At 51.7% G+C, this 14868-nt stretch carries 13 protein-coding genes; 8 read left to right on the top strand and 5 right to left on the bottom strand.

Annotated elements, in window-relative coordinates:
• Position 1: 1 nt before the first annotated feature.
• The 3 genes from ACYVJM_RS08130 to ACYVJM_RS08120 all read left to right on the top strand — a co-directional run bounded on the left by ACYVJM_RS08130 (position 2) and on the right by ACYVJM_RS08120 (position 2094).
• Positions 2-805 carry a hypothetical protein gene (locus tag ACYVJM_RS08130; RefSeq protein WP_461147689.1) on the top strand — a complete coding sequence of 268 codons (804 nt, stop codon included), beginning with the start codon at positions 2-4 and terminating at the stop codon, positions 803-805.
• Between the two features lie 167 nt (positions 806-972).
• On the top strand, positions 973-1458 hold the full coding sequence (locus ACYVJM_RS08125; protein WP_461147688.1) for a hypothetical protein: 486 nt from the start codon (positions 973-975) through the stop codon (positions 1456-1458).
• A 459-nt stretch (positions 1459-1917) separates the two neighbouring features.
• Complete coding sequence (locus tag ACYVJM_RS08120) at positions 1918-2094, top strand: cold-shock protein (protein WP_461147750.1); 177 nt, start codon at positions 1918-1920, stop codon at positions 2092-2094.
• Positions 2095-2160: 66 nt separating this feature from the next.
• Here the strand turns inward: ACYVJM_RS08120 and ACYVJM_RS08115 are convergent, their stop codons facing one another.
• On the bottom strand, positions 2161-2823 hold the full coding sequence (locus ACYVJM_RS08115; protein ID WP_461147687.1) for an NAD-dependent epimerase/dehydratase family protein: 663 nt from the start codon (positions 2821-2823) through the stop codon (positions 2161-2163).
• A 144-nt stretch (positions 2824-2967) separates the two neighbouring features.
• Between ACYVJM_RS08115 and ACYVJM_RS08110 the strand changes: the two genes are divergently transcribed.
• Positions 2968-4341 carry an amidohydrolase family protein gene (locus ACYVJM_RS08110; RefSeq protein ID WP_461147686.1) on the top strand — a complete coding sequence of 458 codons (1374 nt, stop codon included), beginning with the start codon at positions 2968-2970 and terminating at the stop codon, positions 4339-4341.
• A 49-nt stretch (positions 4342-4390) separates the two neighbouring features.
• Here the strand turns inward: ACYVJM_RS08110 and ACYVJM_RS08105 are convergent, their stop codons facing one another.
• On the bottom strand, positions 4391-6289 hold the full coding sequence (locus ACYVJM_RS08105; RefSeq protein WP_461147685.1) for an AAA domain-containing protein: 1899 nt from the start codon (positions 6287-6289) through the stop codon (positions 4391-4393).
• Positions 6290-6514: 225 nt separating this feature from the next.
• Here ACYVJM_RS08105 and ACYVJM_RS08100 point away from each other — a divergent pair, with 225 nt between their 5' ends.
• Both ACYVJM_RS08100 and ACYVJM_RS08095 read left to right on the top strand, forming a co-directional pair.
• The gene (locus ACYVJM_RS08100; RefSeq protein WP_461147684.1) at positions 6515-9184 is read left to right on the top strand and encodes a M14 family metallopeptidase; all 2670 of its coding nucleotides are present in this window, start codon (positions 6515-6517) and stop codon (positions 9182-9184) included.
• Between the two features lie 247 nt (positions 9185-9431).
• On the top strand, positions 9432-9860 hold the full coding sequence (locus ACYVJM_RS08095) for a DUF2147 domain-containing protein (RefSeq protein ID WP_461147683.1): 429 nt from the start codon (positions 9432-9434) through the stop codon (positions 9858-9860).
• A 62-nt stretch (positions 9861-9922) separates the two neighbouring features.
• On the opposite strand, the gene ACYVJM_RS08090 is transcribed toward ACYVJM_RS08095, so the two are convergent.
• The 3 genes from ACYVJM_RS08090 to ACYVJM_RS08080 form a co-directional block, all read right to left on the bottom strand.
• Positions 9923-10870: a hypothetical protein gene (locus tag ACYVJM_RS08090; protein WP_461147682.1), complete on the bottom strand. Its 948-nt coding sequence runs from the start codon at positions 10868-10870 to the stop codon at positions 9923-9925.
• 128 nt (positions 10871-10998) lie between these two features.
• The gene (locus tag ACYVJM_RS08085; protein WP_461147681.1) at positions 10999-11247 is read right to left on the bottom strand and encodes a DUF3820 family protein; all 249 of its coding nucleotides are present in this window, start codon (positions 11245-11247) and stop codon (positions 10999-11001) included.
• A gap of 198 nt (positions 11248-11445) precedes the next feature.
• On the bottom strand, positions 11446-12471 hold the full coding sequence (locus tag ACYVJM_RS08080) for a S66 peptidase family protein (protein ID WP_461147680.1): 1026 nt from the start codon (positions 12469-12471) through the stop codon (positions 11446-11448).
• A gap of 141 nt (positions 12472-12612) precedes the next feature.
• Between ACYVJM_RS08080 and ACYVJM_RS08075 the strand changes: the two genes are divergently transcribed.
• Together ACYVJM_RS08075 and ACYVJM_RS08070 are read left to right on the top strand one after the other, a co-directional pair.
• Positions 12613-13158 carry a DinB family protein gene (locus ACYVJM_RS08075; protein ID WP_461147749.1) on the top strand — a complete coding sequence of 182 codons (546 nt, stop codon included), beginning with the start codon at positions 12613-12615 and terminating at the stop codon, positions 13156-13158.
• 213 nt (positions 13159-13371) lie between these two features.
• Entirely contained in the window at positions 13372-14745 is a 1374-nt protein-coding gene (locus ACYVJM_RS08070; RefSeq protein ID WP_461147679.1) for a DUF4403 family protein, read from the top strand.
• Positions 14746-14868: the final 123 nt, after the last annotated feature.

Raw genomic sequence — 14868 nt, 5'->3', positions numbered from 1 at the left:
TATGCCAGTTCATCGATTGCTGATCACCACCATCTTTTTGATTTATCTATCGGTTCCAATCAGCAGCCGGGGACAGAAAGCGACCGAAATTCGCCGGTTTCAGTTGGCCCAGGTGCAGCAGGGTGTTGCCGTCGACCAGACACACTTTTACGTCGTTAATAATCATTCGCTAACGAAGCACACGAAAAAAGACGGTAGGCAGGTAGCCATCTGGCAGGACACTACAGGTCTGCTAAAACATATGAATAGCGGGGTTGTGGTGGGGCAGAAACTGTACTGTACGCACTCCAACTACCCCGATGTGCCGATGGCCAGTTCAATCGAAATATTTGACACCCGAACGCTTCGACACATTGGGAGTCACAGCTTCGGGCTCTTTCCCGGCTCCGTAACCTGGGCTGATTTCTACAACGGCTACTGGTGGGTGGCTTTCGCCAATTATTCAAATAAAGCCTCGGCCGAAGGGCGCGATAACCGCTGGACGACCCTGGTCAAATACACCTCAACCTGGCAACAGCTGGAGTCGTGGGCTTTTCCGACCCAAGTTTTGCAGGCTTTCGGCTCGTACAGCACTTCGGGTGGAACCTGGGGACCGGATGGGCTGATCTATTGCACCGGCCACGACAAACCCGAACTGTACGTGCTGAAACTACCCGAGCGGGGGCACACGCTGCAATACGTGAAGACCATTCCGACCATCAGCGAAGGACAAGCGTTTGCCATTGACCGGAGCATCAAAGGGAAACAGATTTTGTATGGTATTACCCGGAATGATAATTACGTGATCGTTTCCGTTGTGGAATGAATATTGCACGGTTCATACGGCAACGTGATACCAGTTAATAGCTGTAGATGAGCTTACAAATAGAAGCTTATGCTACGTAAGTGCCTTGATTAGTTTTTATGTATAGTTGTGTTAAGTTTTTTTGACGTATAAACTATATATTGCTGCCACAAAACCGTGCACTTTATATGGCTAAACCTTTGATATATTATTCTGTCAACACCAAACTTGCCTATGAAATCAATGAGAGATTCTATAATAAAACCCATTATGTTTGGTGTAGTCCATTTTTTCATGAAGTAGGGCAACCGGCTTCGTCAAACCCGAAAGAGATATACAAAGAACTTAGACGGGATGTCGAGTCTGAAGACGAGCACAGTGCTAAAATTAGACAAAATGTGAGTGGCATACGAAGAGGAGCCAAATTCAAGCATGATAACCGGCTTATCTCATCGACTCAATTTGAAGAAATCAAAGCGCTGGTAAATCGAAGCTGGCAGCGGAAAATATTCTCTGATTTTACCCCCTTTATTTATGTAATTCCTTCCAGCGTAGATGTAGAAGCAATTCTTAAACCAGTAGGCGTTAGAGATAAGGCATCTATGCGGTCGGTGGAGTACCAAATCAGAGAGTTACCCAGAGCACTCTTTGACGTAATTAGCGTTGATTACTAGACTGGTAGTGTAAAACTTTTTTATCTTTATATCGTTTTAAACAGCAGACCTGAGGTTATAGACATGGTATCCAGAACAGACACATCCATACGCCGGCAACACTTCAGGGAAACTGACCCCCATTCTGATCCAAATATAAATGCCTTCAGTCGGTTAATCCAGATTCAGGAGGACTCCGCCGTTTCCATTATCAATGAGTTGTACAGACTACTTGCCTCCGCTCGTAAGCAAGTGGAAGCCAATATCCCTGTTGATGATGATTTGTCTGCTGATGAGAAAGAACTCTTGGCCGATATCATTGAGGCTACTCAGCTCAACACAGTTCGGGATAAATACAAACTGGATAGATTGACACGGGACCTCAACGATACCTTTGATCTAATTACAGGGTTTGGCAAAAGAAGTGTACGTAAAGCCAGGGATCTCCCCAAACAGGAAGCGGCCTTACAGACTGGCACTGTGAAATTTTTTAATGAAACGAAGGGCTTTGGATTTATCAAATCAGATAGTTCAGGCGACGATATATTTGTTCATGTAAGCGCATTAACAGATCATATCCACGAAAATGATAAAGTAAGGTTTACCATCGAGCAAGGTAAAAAGGGGTTGAATGCCGTTAATATAAAATTGCTTTAATAAACGTGAACGTTGTTTCGTAGCATTGTACTACTTGTCTGACAGCGCACCCGTCGCCTGCAAACCCTACCGCTTCGCCAACGCCACAATATCCTTTACTTCCAGAACGGGCTTCTCATAGCCGATCCTGACCGACTTGATCATGGCCAGCGCCAGTTCCTGTAAGGTCGAAAACCCTGCCGGGTAAAGCGCCCGGCCAATGGGGTAGAGCCAGTTGATATATTTATAATAGACAAGCGTGTTCTTCAGCCCCGGCGTCGGTTTCATGAATCCCGGCCGGAACATATAGGCTTTTTTGAACGGTAAACGCATCAGCGCGTTCTCCGTGGCGCCTTTCACGCGCGCCCACATGCTGCGGCCCTGTTCGGTGCCGTCTGTACCCGCGCCGGAGATGTAGCCAAAGGTCATATCCGAATTAAGCCGTGCCAGCGTTTCCGCTACGTGCAGGGTAAGATCGTAGGTGAGGTGCCGGTACTCGTCTTCCTTCATACCCACCGACGATACGCCCAGACAGAAAAAACAGGCGTTGTACCCACTCAACTGCGACTCGATGGCCGATAAGTCGAAAAAGTCTTTGTGGATGATTTCTTTCACCTTCGGGTGTGAGACGCCACTGGATTTACGGTTGATAAGGAGTACCGCTTCGACGTCGGGCTGTTGCAGGCACTCGTGGAGAACGCCTTCGCCTACCATGCCCGTGGCACCGGTTATAATGGCTCTGATTTTCATGTAGTGATCGGGTTTATGTCGGTGTAATTCGGAATGAATGAATAAATTTACAGAATAGCTTATTACTCCAAAGCAGAACCAATTGCAATAGGTTCACGGCCTGCTATTTATCCCGTTCGACAACCTCCTAAACAGCCTTTTTCCATGCGCTTTCTACTTGCCCTGTTACTAACTGGTCTACATCTGACCCCCTTTACCACGCTTTCTGCCCAGGAGCTGGTTAGCAATGGCCAGCGCGACATCGTGTTCAAATCCGTCAATGTGATCCCCATGGACCGTGAGCGCGTTCTCGAAAATCAGACGGTCGTGGTGCGAAACGGCCGGATAGCCGCAATGGGAAACGACGGTAAAGTGGCCATTGGTAAAGACGCGCTGGTGATTGAGGCAAAAGGCAAATACCTGACGCCGGGCTGGGCCGAAATCCACGCCCACGTGCCCCCCATCGACGATATTGAGCCCATGAAAGAGGTGCTGATGCTGTACCTTGCCAACGGCATCACGACTATCCGGGGTATGCTGGGCCACCCCCGGCATCTGGAACTCCGCAGCAAGATCAACAGCGGTGAAATCCTCGGACCCCATTTCTATGCCACCGGCCCGTCGTTCAATGGGCAAACCGTGAAGACCGCCGAGCGGGGTGCCCAGATGGTCCGCGAACAGAAAGCCGCTGGCTACGATTTTCTTAAACTGCATCCCGGACTAACCAAAGAGACATTCCCGGCTATTGCCAAAACGGCGCACGAAGTCGGTATTCCGTTCGTGGGTCACGTGTCATTTAATGTGGGCGTCTGGCGGGCAATTGATGCGGGGTATTCATCCATCGACCATATGGATGGCTTTGTAGAGGCCATTGTGCCCCGGTCGGACACCCTGGCCGAACCCGAAACCGGCCTGTTTGCGTCGTGGATCGCTTACCGGGCCGATGCCTCGCAGATCCCCAAACTCGTAAAGGGGCTTCGCGACAAACACATCCGGGTTGTGCCCACGCAAGCTCTCGCCGAACGCTGGCTTTCGCCCCTGCCCGCCGATGCATTCAGCAAAGATCCGGAAATGAAATACATGAAACCCGAGCAGGTCAGCGGCTGGGAGAATACCAAAAAGGGCTACCTGGCCAACCCGAATTTCTCGAAAGAACATGCCGAAAAGCTGATTCAGATTCGTCGGAAACTCATTTACGAATGTCAGAAGAATGGGGTCGATATTCTGTTGGGCTCCGATGCCCCACAGATTTTCAACGTGCCCGGTTTCTCCATCCATAACGAAATGAAATACATGGTCGATGCCGGTTTAACGCCATACGAAACCCTGCGGACGGGAACCGTCAACGTGGCATCTTACCTGAATAAACCCGATTGGGGCGTCGTTAAGACGGGGAATGTATCCGATCTGGTGCTGCTGAGCGGCAACCCCTTGAAAGACATTACGCAGACCAGAAACATCGACGGCGTTATGATAGGGACAAACTGGCTCTCGAAAGCTTATATTCAGAAGGAGTTGAAGAAACTGGAGAAACAGTAAGTGATGGCTGGAGCGGGCGAATGCCTGCGCCAGCCACCCACGACCGACCTTACATAAATTCCCAGGCGCTCTGGTAGGCGTTCAAATTCTCGGCATAGGCGATGAAGTCCGCGTAGAAAGGAAGCCCGGCCAGCGTCGCACTGTCACCGACGATGACCAGTTTCTTACGGGCGCGGGTCATGGCGACGTTCATCCGGCGAATGTCTGAGAGAAAACCGATGTCCCCTTCGGCATTGCTGCGGGTCATGGAGATGTACACAATGTCGCGCTCCTGCCCCTGAAAACTATCGATGGTGTTGACCGAAATCCGGCCAATGTAGGGTTGTAACTCAGGCGTGTGAGCCAGTTGATCCTTCAGTATGTTGATCTGTTGTTTATAAGGCGAGATAACGGCGACCGTCGGAAAGTTTTCCGGCGTATACCGGGTACTCAGGTCCGCCACCAGTTGCGTCAGGTGTTTCATCAGGAGGGCCGCTTCTTCGGGATTCGTTGAACTGGTGCCGTCCAGTTTCTCGTCGAATCCACAGCCGGCTGTATCCACGAAAACCAGGGCCGTATCGCCCTCGAACAGCGAATGTCGGGCAACGGAGCCGTGCGCTTGTAGCTTGTTCTCATAAAACACCTGCGACGAATATCCCATGATGTGTTCATGCATCCGGTATTGTTCATCCAGCATGGAAACAGCTTCGGGATGCAGGGCAATGCACTTTTCGAGCAATGTATGGCTCAATCCCTTCCGGGCTGCTTCGGCCGATTTGATGGTGGGGGAAAGCTGGCAGTGATCACCGGCCAGCACCACTTTCCGGGCTTTGAGAATTGGAATCCAGCAGGCGGGTTCGAGCGCCTGACCGGCTTCGTCGATGACCACCGTATGGTACGTGAGGTTCCGGACGGTATGGTGGTTAGCCCCCACCAGCGTGGCTGTAATTACCTGCGCTTTATTGACCAGATCATCAATGACGTACTGTTCCGTATTACCAACCTCCTTCATGATCCGGTGCGCTTCGTCGAACAGAGCCTTACGCTGGTCACGCTCGGCTTTGCCGAAGTTGCGCTTGTATTTATGCGCCATGTTCTTGAACTCGTTGGCCTGCTTTTTCAGCTTTTTGGCTTCTTTCATAGCCGGATGATCGGCCATTTTATGATCGAGCGTGAGTGCCATCAACCGCTCCGATACGCGGGCCGGGTTCCCCACCCGAAGCACGTTCAGGCCCTCGTCGTGCAGTTTTTCACTCAATAAATCGACGGCCGTATTGCTGGGGGCAACCACCAGTAACTTCTTGTTATCCTGTTTATGCAGGGCTTTTATAGCCTGTACGAGCGTTGTGGTTTTCCCGGTACCGGGCGGTCCGTGTACAACGGCCAGTTCGTTGGCCGTCAGTATCTTACCCACTGCGGCTACCTGGCTGGGGTTGAGCCGGGGCAGTGGTAGCGGTGGCGTATCGGGGTGAAAGGTTGGCGATGTATCGCCCGTCAGGACGTTGATCAGGCGGCTATCCGATTTCTCCGCGAGGGAATTGGCCAGTTTGAGGGCCGCTTCCATTTCGTCGTAGCTATTGTCGTCAAACAGCACTTCTACTCCCAGTTTGCCATCTCTCGACCAGTCGGGCAGTTCATCTACGCGCAGCGTAATCCGCAGGCGGTTGCCGCTCTGGTGTGTAATGGTACCTTCTACACGGTCGGTTTTTGGGTCGTGGTTGCTGAACAACACGGCGGGCATACCAAACCGCAATTGATGGGGAATATCCTGATGCGTGGTCCGCTCGACTTCTACGGACAGATAATCGCCCCGGCTCATTTCAGAACCCCGGATGGCAATGGGATACCAGGTTAATCCGTTGGCCCGGCGTTCGGCAACGGAAGTTGTTTCGGTGAGTTTACGGTATTGCGTGCGGTCTTCTTCTCGTTCAACCTTTAGTAAATCAAGCAGATTTTTAAAATAATCCATGTACAAAGATAACGAGTTTCCCACCCACACCGATTCGGCAAGCTGCTAACCCAAGCACCGGACCCTACTTGTGATTTGTTGTTTGAGCTGTAAAACGTGCGAACAATTGCTTGCGCCAAATAAAATATATATTGGATTTGTAAATCTGGTATTTTTGTTGGCAAATGGCTTCATTCGTAAAATGATTTGCCTTGTGCCCACTGGACAATACACAACCTGAACTACATGAAAACCAATCGCATCTGGATGCTTCTCTATCTGACAAGCACCCTGACGTTTGCCCAGCAGAAAGCCCTCCCGAAACCTGAAGAGACCCTTGGCTTTCCCGTTGGCGCTGATTTTAAGCTTGCCACTTATGAGCAGTCGCTGGCGTATTTTAAGAAACTGGACGAGGCCAGCGATAAGATGAAGCTGGTTTACGTGGGTGAAACCTCCGAGGGAAGGCCCTGGTATTTTGCCCTGATCTCGTCCAAGAATAACCTCGACAATATCGATAAATACCGGGCCATTGCCCAACGACTGGCACACCCGGCGGGCCTGACCGATGAGGATGCAAAAAAGCTGTCGCTGGAAGGGAAACCGTTGGTTCATATCGATGGTGGACTCCATGCTTCTGAAGTGGCCGGGGCGCAGCACACCATTTCGCTGGCGTACGATATGCTCAGCAAAGCCGACGATCCCAAAATGAAGACCATTCTGGATAACGTCATCCTGTTGCTTTGGCCATCGCTCAACCCGGACGGACAAACGATGATTGGCGACTGGTATAAGGCGAATGTCGGGACGCCCTATGAAGTGGCGCCCCCGCCGTTTCTGTATCAGAAATACGTAGGGCACGACAACAACCGCGATGCCTATATGCTCAACATGATCGAATCGAGGGTGGTGGCGCGCACCTGGCGCGAGTGGGAGCCGAACATCATCTTCGTACATCACCAGACGTCCCCTTTTCCTACCCGTATCTGGTTGCCGCCCTTTGCCGAACCCATTGCGTCGCAAACGCCCCCCATCATTGCCCGCGAGGTAAACATGATTGGCATGGCAATGGCGCAGGCGCTGGAAAGCAATGGCCAGAAAGGGGCCACGCACATGGGTACGGGCTTCGATGCCTGGTATCCGGGTTATATCGACTACATGCCGGTGCTGCAAAACATCCCGGCCTTCTGGACCGAAACGGCTTTGTATAACTATGCGACGCCCCATTTTTACACCGTCCGCGATTTCCCAAAAGACAAGAACGAGTTTCGGGTCGAGTCGCTGTATTCCAGCCCGTGGCCGGGGGGGTGGTGGCGCATCAGCGATGCCATGGCGTACATGGAAACGGCCTCGCTGGCCACCCTCGACTATGCTGCCAAATACAGCGATGTGCTGCTGTATAACCGCTACCAGTCGGGCCGTAACACCATCAAAAAATACGAGCATGAGCCGCCCTACGCCTATTTTATTCCGCAAAAACAACGCGACCCCGCCCGCCCCGCCGAACTCCTCCGCCGTCTGGCCTTTCATGGCATCCGCATCGGGCAGTTGACTAAAGACGTGGTATTCGACGGGCGAAACTACCCTAAAGGTACCTGGGTGATTCCCATGAATCAGGAATATGGCGAGTTGACGAAACAACTGCTCGACGTACAGGTGTACCCCGATCTGCGCGAGTTTCCGGGTGGTCCGCCGGAGCAACCGTACGATGCCGCTGGCTGGACACTGCCGCTGCAATTTGAACTCAACGTCATTCCGGCCATAACACCGCTGCCTGCTGAGGTCAAATCGGCCATTCAGATGGTTAGTGGAACGCCGAAAGACTGGAAAACGGACGATAAGAAAGATGCTTACCCGGCTGACTTCGTGACGGGCATTGGCTTCGATACCAACCCCATTTCGGCAGGCATCAAAGCGCCCGAAGGACGGCTGACCGGAACCGGGCCGGTTGCCCTTGTCAACCCGGCCGAGAACAATGCATTTAAGGTAATCAGCCGTTCATTAAAAGCGGGCGGGATGGTTAAATACAACAAAGAGGCTCAGAAATACGCCATCAGCGGGGTAGGAAAGGCAGCGCTGGATGCCTGGATAAAAGAGTTGGGGGTTACGGCAGAACTGACAACCAATACCGCCGGAACCCTAGTAAAACCCCGCATCGCAGTGTACAAACCCTGGACGGCCAGCATGGACGAGGGCTGGACACACTGGGTACTGGAACAGTTTGACGTTCCGTTTGTCAACATCACCAACACCGATGTGCTGGCTGGTGATTTATCCGACCGTTTTGACGTTATCCTGATCGCATCCGACCGACCCAGAAGCCTGAAAGATGGTTTCGCCAAGGGGCTGGTTCCCCCGGCCTACGAAGGTGGACTGGGTGAGCTGGGGGCCGGTAACCTGTCTAATTTCGTAAGCCAGGGTGGTACGCTTGTTTGCCTGAACGCCAGCAGCGACTACGCCATTGAGGCCCTTCACTTGCCCGTAAAAAACGTGGTGGCGGGTGTGAACAGTAAAGATTTCTTCACGGGTGGTTCGCTCCTAAAAATAGAAACCGACGCTGCGCACCCGGTCATGGCCGGTATGCCTGCCAAAGCGGCTGTTTTTGTGGAAGGAAGTCCCGTCTTTGCTACACTGGATGGCTTCAAAGGTCAGGCGTTGGCTAAGTTTGCCTCGAGTGGGTCGCCTTTGCGGTCGGGGTACTTACTGGGCGAGAAGTACCTGCATGGCTATGCTGCATCACTGGATGTACAGCACGGGCAAGGCCATGTTATTCTGCTTGGCTTCCGGCCGCAATGGCGCGGGCAGCCCTTAGGCACGTATCGAGTGCTGCTCAATTCGGTGCTATACGGTGGAGATGTGCCGAAAGGCAAGTATGGATCGGCAGAGTTCTGGAAAACACCCGTTGTATCGGCGAAGTGATGGGTGTTCAGGTGAAAATTATGTTCGACAAAAAGGATTAGCCGGTTGGGACTGCTGAACGGGTGGGCTGATGGTTCTCAGTTCTTTACCTATTAAAATGCGTTTATTGAGTAGTAGTTGTTGAACAAACACATGCTTTAAGAAGTCATTCTTATAATACTTGCCGGTAAGGCTTGGTGCCAGTTACTCAGGTGTTGATCTGAGCAGAATGGCTTTATTCCCCGTGTAAAAAATAATTTGGTTAACTGTGAACAATCTTAATCAACCCAAAGCCGTCTTTATCCTGCTGCGTCTGCCATGGCTTATGTTGCTACTTTGCTTCCTGCTGGGAGCGAAAGCTGATCAGCCAGCGGACCGACTCATAGGCCGGTGGCAGTTTCCGTCTAAAGGGTCCAGCGTTGATATTTATAAGCAAAGCGGCCTCTACTTTGCCCGGGTAGCCGAGGTTGACCAGGCCGGTGAACAGAATTTTGGCCTGATGAAAGATAGTCTTCTGATTTATAACCTTCGCTACGATGGAGGGGCCTGGTCTGGCGGACGCTTAATTCACCCCAAGACGGGGATTTCCTTAAGTGTTGAGGTGCAAATGTACAAGCCGCAGGCCATAGACGTAACGGTTTACAAAGGCATCAAACTGCTCCACCGAAAATTCGTTATGACTCGTCAGGAACGGTAATAGGCTTGAGGTTTAGCCTGACAAAAAACAGCTATAGCCTGGGATAGTTTGCCGCCCTAAACCTAGACTGTTTCCAGAAATCGCTGAAATTGATCGGACAGCTGCCTCGTCTGTTCAGCGGACTTGTTCTGCTGGCTTTGGAGTTCGGCAATAGCGGTAACCAGCTGATTTTCGAGGGTATGCGCCGTTGTTCTGGCTTCGTTAATCCGGGATTGTACGGACCAGTCGGTGAAGATGTTGTCGAAGAAAATGTCTACGAATCGGGTCAGGTTATTGTCAAATGTCCAGTCGGGCAGGAAAGTCTGGTCAACATCTTTATACTCCCGGCGAAACTGCTGTAAGCTATAAGTTACCCGCTGGGACTGGTCCCGAACTTCATCCAGTTTACTGTACTTGATCATCGACGAAATAGTGGAGCCTCCCAGTATGTCCCAGGTACCCCAGGTATGTGCTTCGTCCAGCAGTTGCGTCAATTGCCGCACCTCCTGAAGTGCCTGTAGGCCCGCACCTTTAGCTTCCGCTAACTCCTGCGCGTACTGGTTGCTGTGAGTGAGTTTAGTCAGGTGTTGCTGGTATTGCTCCCGCATGGTGTCCGGGCTATTGAGCAGCGCTTCCCGTTTGCTTTCGATCAATTGGTCATATACGGTATCGACCCCCAGGAAGTCGGAGAGACGTTTCGCCTGGTCCTCACATTGTTGTTGCAGGGCATCTACTGTCGCACAAACGGCATCGTACCGGAGTCGTGCATATTGGGCTTCGGCTTGTTCCTTACTGAGTTGCTGCGCTTTCTGATTGAGAAGATCATGATACAAACTAGCCCAGCTCAACCGGTTTAGCCGGTCGACATCGGCTTGCTCATCCCGCCATTGATCGAGCAGAACGGCTTGCTCCTGCTGCCGCTTTTCCAGCTCGCTGTTGGTTTGCGCAAGTTGGTTCTGTAAGATGTTGCGTTCGTTGCGACGCTGAATGGCGTGCTGCAAAGCGTCCTGTTGGGCTGTTGTCCAGGTCATGGGTTCAGGGAGTAAAGATTGACACCAAAACAACGGCAGATTATTGGGGCAGACAATCAATACCGGATGAGAGGGTACAGACGTGGTTGAGCGCAGAAAAAGCAGGGTGGTATTGCGCTCCTGAGTCGTCAGTTTCCTTTTCTCAAGCCATCCAGTAAATACTCCAGTCCATTCAGCCGGATTTCGTACATCGTTTGGAGCAGCATGCCCAGCTTACCCGCCGGGAAACCTTTCTGTACGAACCACTCCAGATAGGAAACCGGTAGCGATCGGATCAGATGCCCTTTATACTTGCCAAAGGGCATCTGGTAATGAAGCAGTTCTCGTAAAATATCGGTATTGCCGTGTGCAGGTTCACCAGTCATGTCTGTTGCCATAACTAACAAAATAAGGAATAATTGCTGAATTGGCCTCACTACTGGTAATATGAAAAAATGGCTGTTCAATCTGGCTACCGATAAATTGGAAACGCAGGACGTGGCCGCTAAATACCCCGACAAAGTTCGTTAGTTTCGGGGTTTATGGCAGCAATGGGCGAGCGCGCACCAGGTATTCCCAAAGCCCGGCAAGAAGTATTAACCAACCGCCGATTCCAGCAGTCGAATGGTGCCCGCCGTGGCGTCCATTTCGGCATCGATGCCTACCGGAACGGTGAACTTATCGTTAATATGGCCGATCATGGCCCCTGAGTAGGCGGGCTTGTTGAGGGGTATGATGTATTCAGTCAGCACATCGTCCAGCGTAAGGGAGCCGTAGCCGCTGCCGGGGCCGCAGTCGGTACATTTACCGAATACGAAACCGGTAATCTGGTCCAGAATACCCGCCAGCTTCAGGTGGTTGAACATCCGGTCCATGCGGTAAACATCTTCGTGGGTATCTTCCAGAAACAGAATTGCATTTTTCCAGTCGGGGAGATACGTTGACCCGATCAGGTGGCTCAGAACCGTGAGATTACCACCCATCAATCGACCACGGGCCAGCCCCGGACGGAGCGTCGTAATTCGATTCTGAACCTGGGTTAAATTGTCCCCTTTGTCGGTGGGGTTCTTCATGGTTAGGGTTTCGCCTTCCAGCAGTAACCGCCTGAACCAGTCGACTGTGTAGGCGTTGAATGTAGCGGAGGCAACAGGTCCGTGAAACGTGACGAGGCCCGTTTTAGCATAGATACCCAGCAGCAGGGCCGTCACATCGCTGTAGCCGATCAGGATTTTCGGATTGCGCTGAATCAGGCTATAATCCAGCAGGGGTAACAGCCGCGCACAGCCCCAGCCCCCATGAATGGCCATAACCGCCTTCACTGTCCGGTTGTCGAAAAGCGCGTGCAGGTCGGCGGCCCGGTCGGCATCACGTCCGGCCAGGTACCCATAGCGGTCGTAGGCATGTGGCCCAACGATGGTTTTGAAGCCCAGTGCCTGTAGAGACTCCTCGGCAATCTGCACCGTCTCCCGGGTAAAGGCCGGGGCCGCCGGACAAAAAAGCCCGATGGTATCGCCCGGTTTGAGCCGGTCGGGTTTAAGGGTTGTGCTTGGTGGCTGGCTGGTTGTCAGCGACAGGAACGGGGCCAGGGTAGTGGCTTGCAGGAAGGAACGGCGAGAAGACATGGGGGATACTGATGAATCGATCGATGCAGAAAGATAACCGAAAAGAGAGGAGTTGCCAAGTAAATTCAGTAGCTTCAATTGCTGTATAACTTTTACGGATACGAATAAAAATCAGTTACTAACCAATCAAAACTACCCATGATGAGTAAACTACCGTTTCGACTGGCAATGACCCTGCTGGGCTTGCTGTGTGCTTTTTCGGCCGTTCAGGCTGGACGGCCCATGACCACGATTACGCAGCTTACCGCCGACTGGCAGCGGGCCAAAGAGTACACGAAGGAGTACCTCGATGTGATGTCGGAAGATGGTGTAGGGTACAAGCCAACGCCCGAAATTCGCAGCTTTGCCGAGCAGATGCTGCACCTGACGGCGGCTAACTACAACTTTGGCGCGATGGTGAGCGGCAAGCCCAACCCCATGCAGGGGAAAAAGCTTGAAGAGATGAGCGAACTGAAAACGAAAGCTGCACTGACCAAAGCGGTTATGGACAGCTACGATTTCATGATCGAAGCGGTGAAGGGGTTAACGGATGCACAACTGGCCGAAAATGTGAAAATGGGACAACGCGAAATGACCCGTGAGGTACTACTGGCAAAAGCATTCGAACATCAGACGCACCACCGGGGGCAGTGCACGATCTATATCCGGATGAAAGGCATTAAGCCGCCAAACGAGAAATTGTTTTAACGAGTCTGTTTCAAAAAGGGGAAGGGTGTTGGGAGGAAGCGGTGCCACGGTTTTAAACTGTGGCACCGCTTCCTCCCAACACCCTTCCCCTTTTACCGGCTCGGTGACCAGAAGATTGGTTTCCGGTTAAACATCGCGAAAAGAACGGGAGTTAAGTGAGGATGCCGGTTCAGGAATATCCTGCTGTTAGCGTGCCGGCAGCTTTCCCCATTCATGAGAACATCACTACGTTGCCGTTATTTTATGGGCCTGGCTATGATTGTACTGCTGGTGCAATGTCAGAAAGTAAAACCGGAGGCTCCCAAAGCGGAGGGCTTCGACCCGCCCATTCCCGCTACGTTGTCTTACCTGGCTGGCTCCATCACCTTTCAGCTTCGGGAACTGGAAGAGAAAATCAACAAGGAACTCGACCCCGTTCTGGTTGGAAAAGAGACAAAAGACGGCAAAACCAAAGGTATTATTTCGTTCCGGGTCAAACGCCTGGGGCCGGTGCATGTTTCGTATGTCGACCAGCAGATAAAACTATCGGCTCCCCTTCAAATGTGGCTGACAAAACCGTTTAGCCGGGATACCACGCCCCCTAAAAAGCCCTTCTGTGCATTAGCGGTTAACTTCAAAAGCCCTGTCGGCGTAACACCCAACTGGCGATTGGGAAGCCGTACCACGTTCACTGATTACAACTGGATCGTTCAGCCGGAAATTGCGGGAATCTCCCTGACTCGGATCGTTCAGAACATACTCGACAAACACAAGACCGACATTGAAATGGCCATCGACTCGGCTGTGCATACGCAGTTGCGGCTCGACAAAATGGTGAAACCCATCTGGCATGATTTGCAAAGTCCGCTGCTGATTAACAAGGAGTATGGCCTCTGGCTGACGCCCATACCCATCAGCGTAGCCGCCGGAGCGATTACAGGCGACCCCAGGCAGATAACAACCCACGTTCTGATTGCGGTAAAGACTCAGACCGAATTAAAACCAACAACGCCGGTTCATCCGCGAACGCCCTTGCCTCAGTTGCAGAAGCGGGATACGGTCTCGAATACCTCCGATCTGCACTTGATGAGCTTTATTCCCTATGCCGATATTAACCGAATGCTGGCCATTACGACCAATAACAAGAACAAAAAGCTGGCCCTGGGCTCCCTCACCATTCATGAAGTGTCGGTCTACGGCGGTCAGCGTTCATTGATCGTGAAAGCCGATGTGAGTGGCCTGATGGACGGAACAGTCTACCTGCGGGGCCGCCCCGTTTTTGATACGTTAACCAACACCCTGCATATTGCTAACTTGGATTTTGATGCCGAAACCTGGAAAGCACTCCCCAAGGGAAGCGATACCGTTTGGCACAAAGGGTTTCGGAAACTGCTGGAAAGTTTGCTGACGATTAAGTTAGGCGATGATATTGCCAAACTGCCACAAGCTATTGATAAGGCGTTTGAACAAGGGGGACCGGGCAAAAAGACGAATTTGAACATCAAGTCGTTTCGGTTTGTGCCTCAGAAAATAGCCATCCGACCCGATGGTATTCAGGCATTGATACACGTAAAGTCAACGGTTGGTATTCAGGTAAATCAGTTGTGAAACAACGGGTGCCTCCGTTCGTTGTAGAGCAACCAATTGCCTGAAATAAACGGTTTGTTGTCTGTGGCCACGGTGCCACCGTGTTCAATAAATCCAGTTTGATTTTGTAAAAAATACACGAAG

Source organism: Spirosoma pulveris, assembly GCF_054781875.1.
Note: the sequence above shows the minus strand (reverse complement) of the source record. Positions and strands in the feature narration are given on the sequence as shown.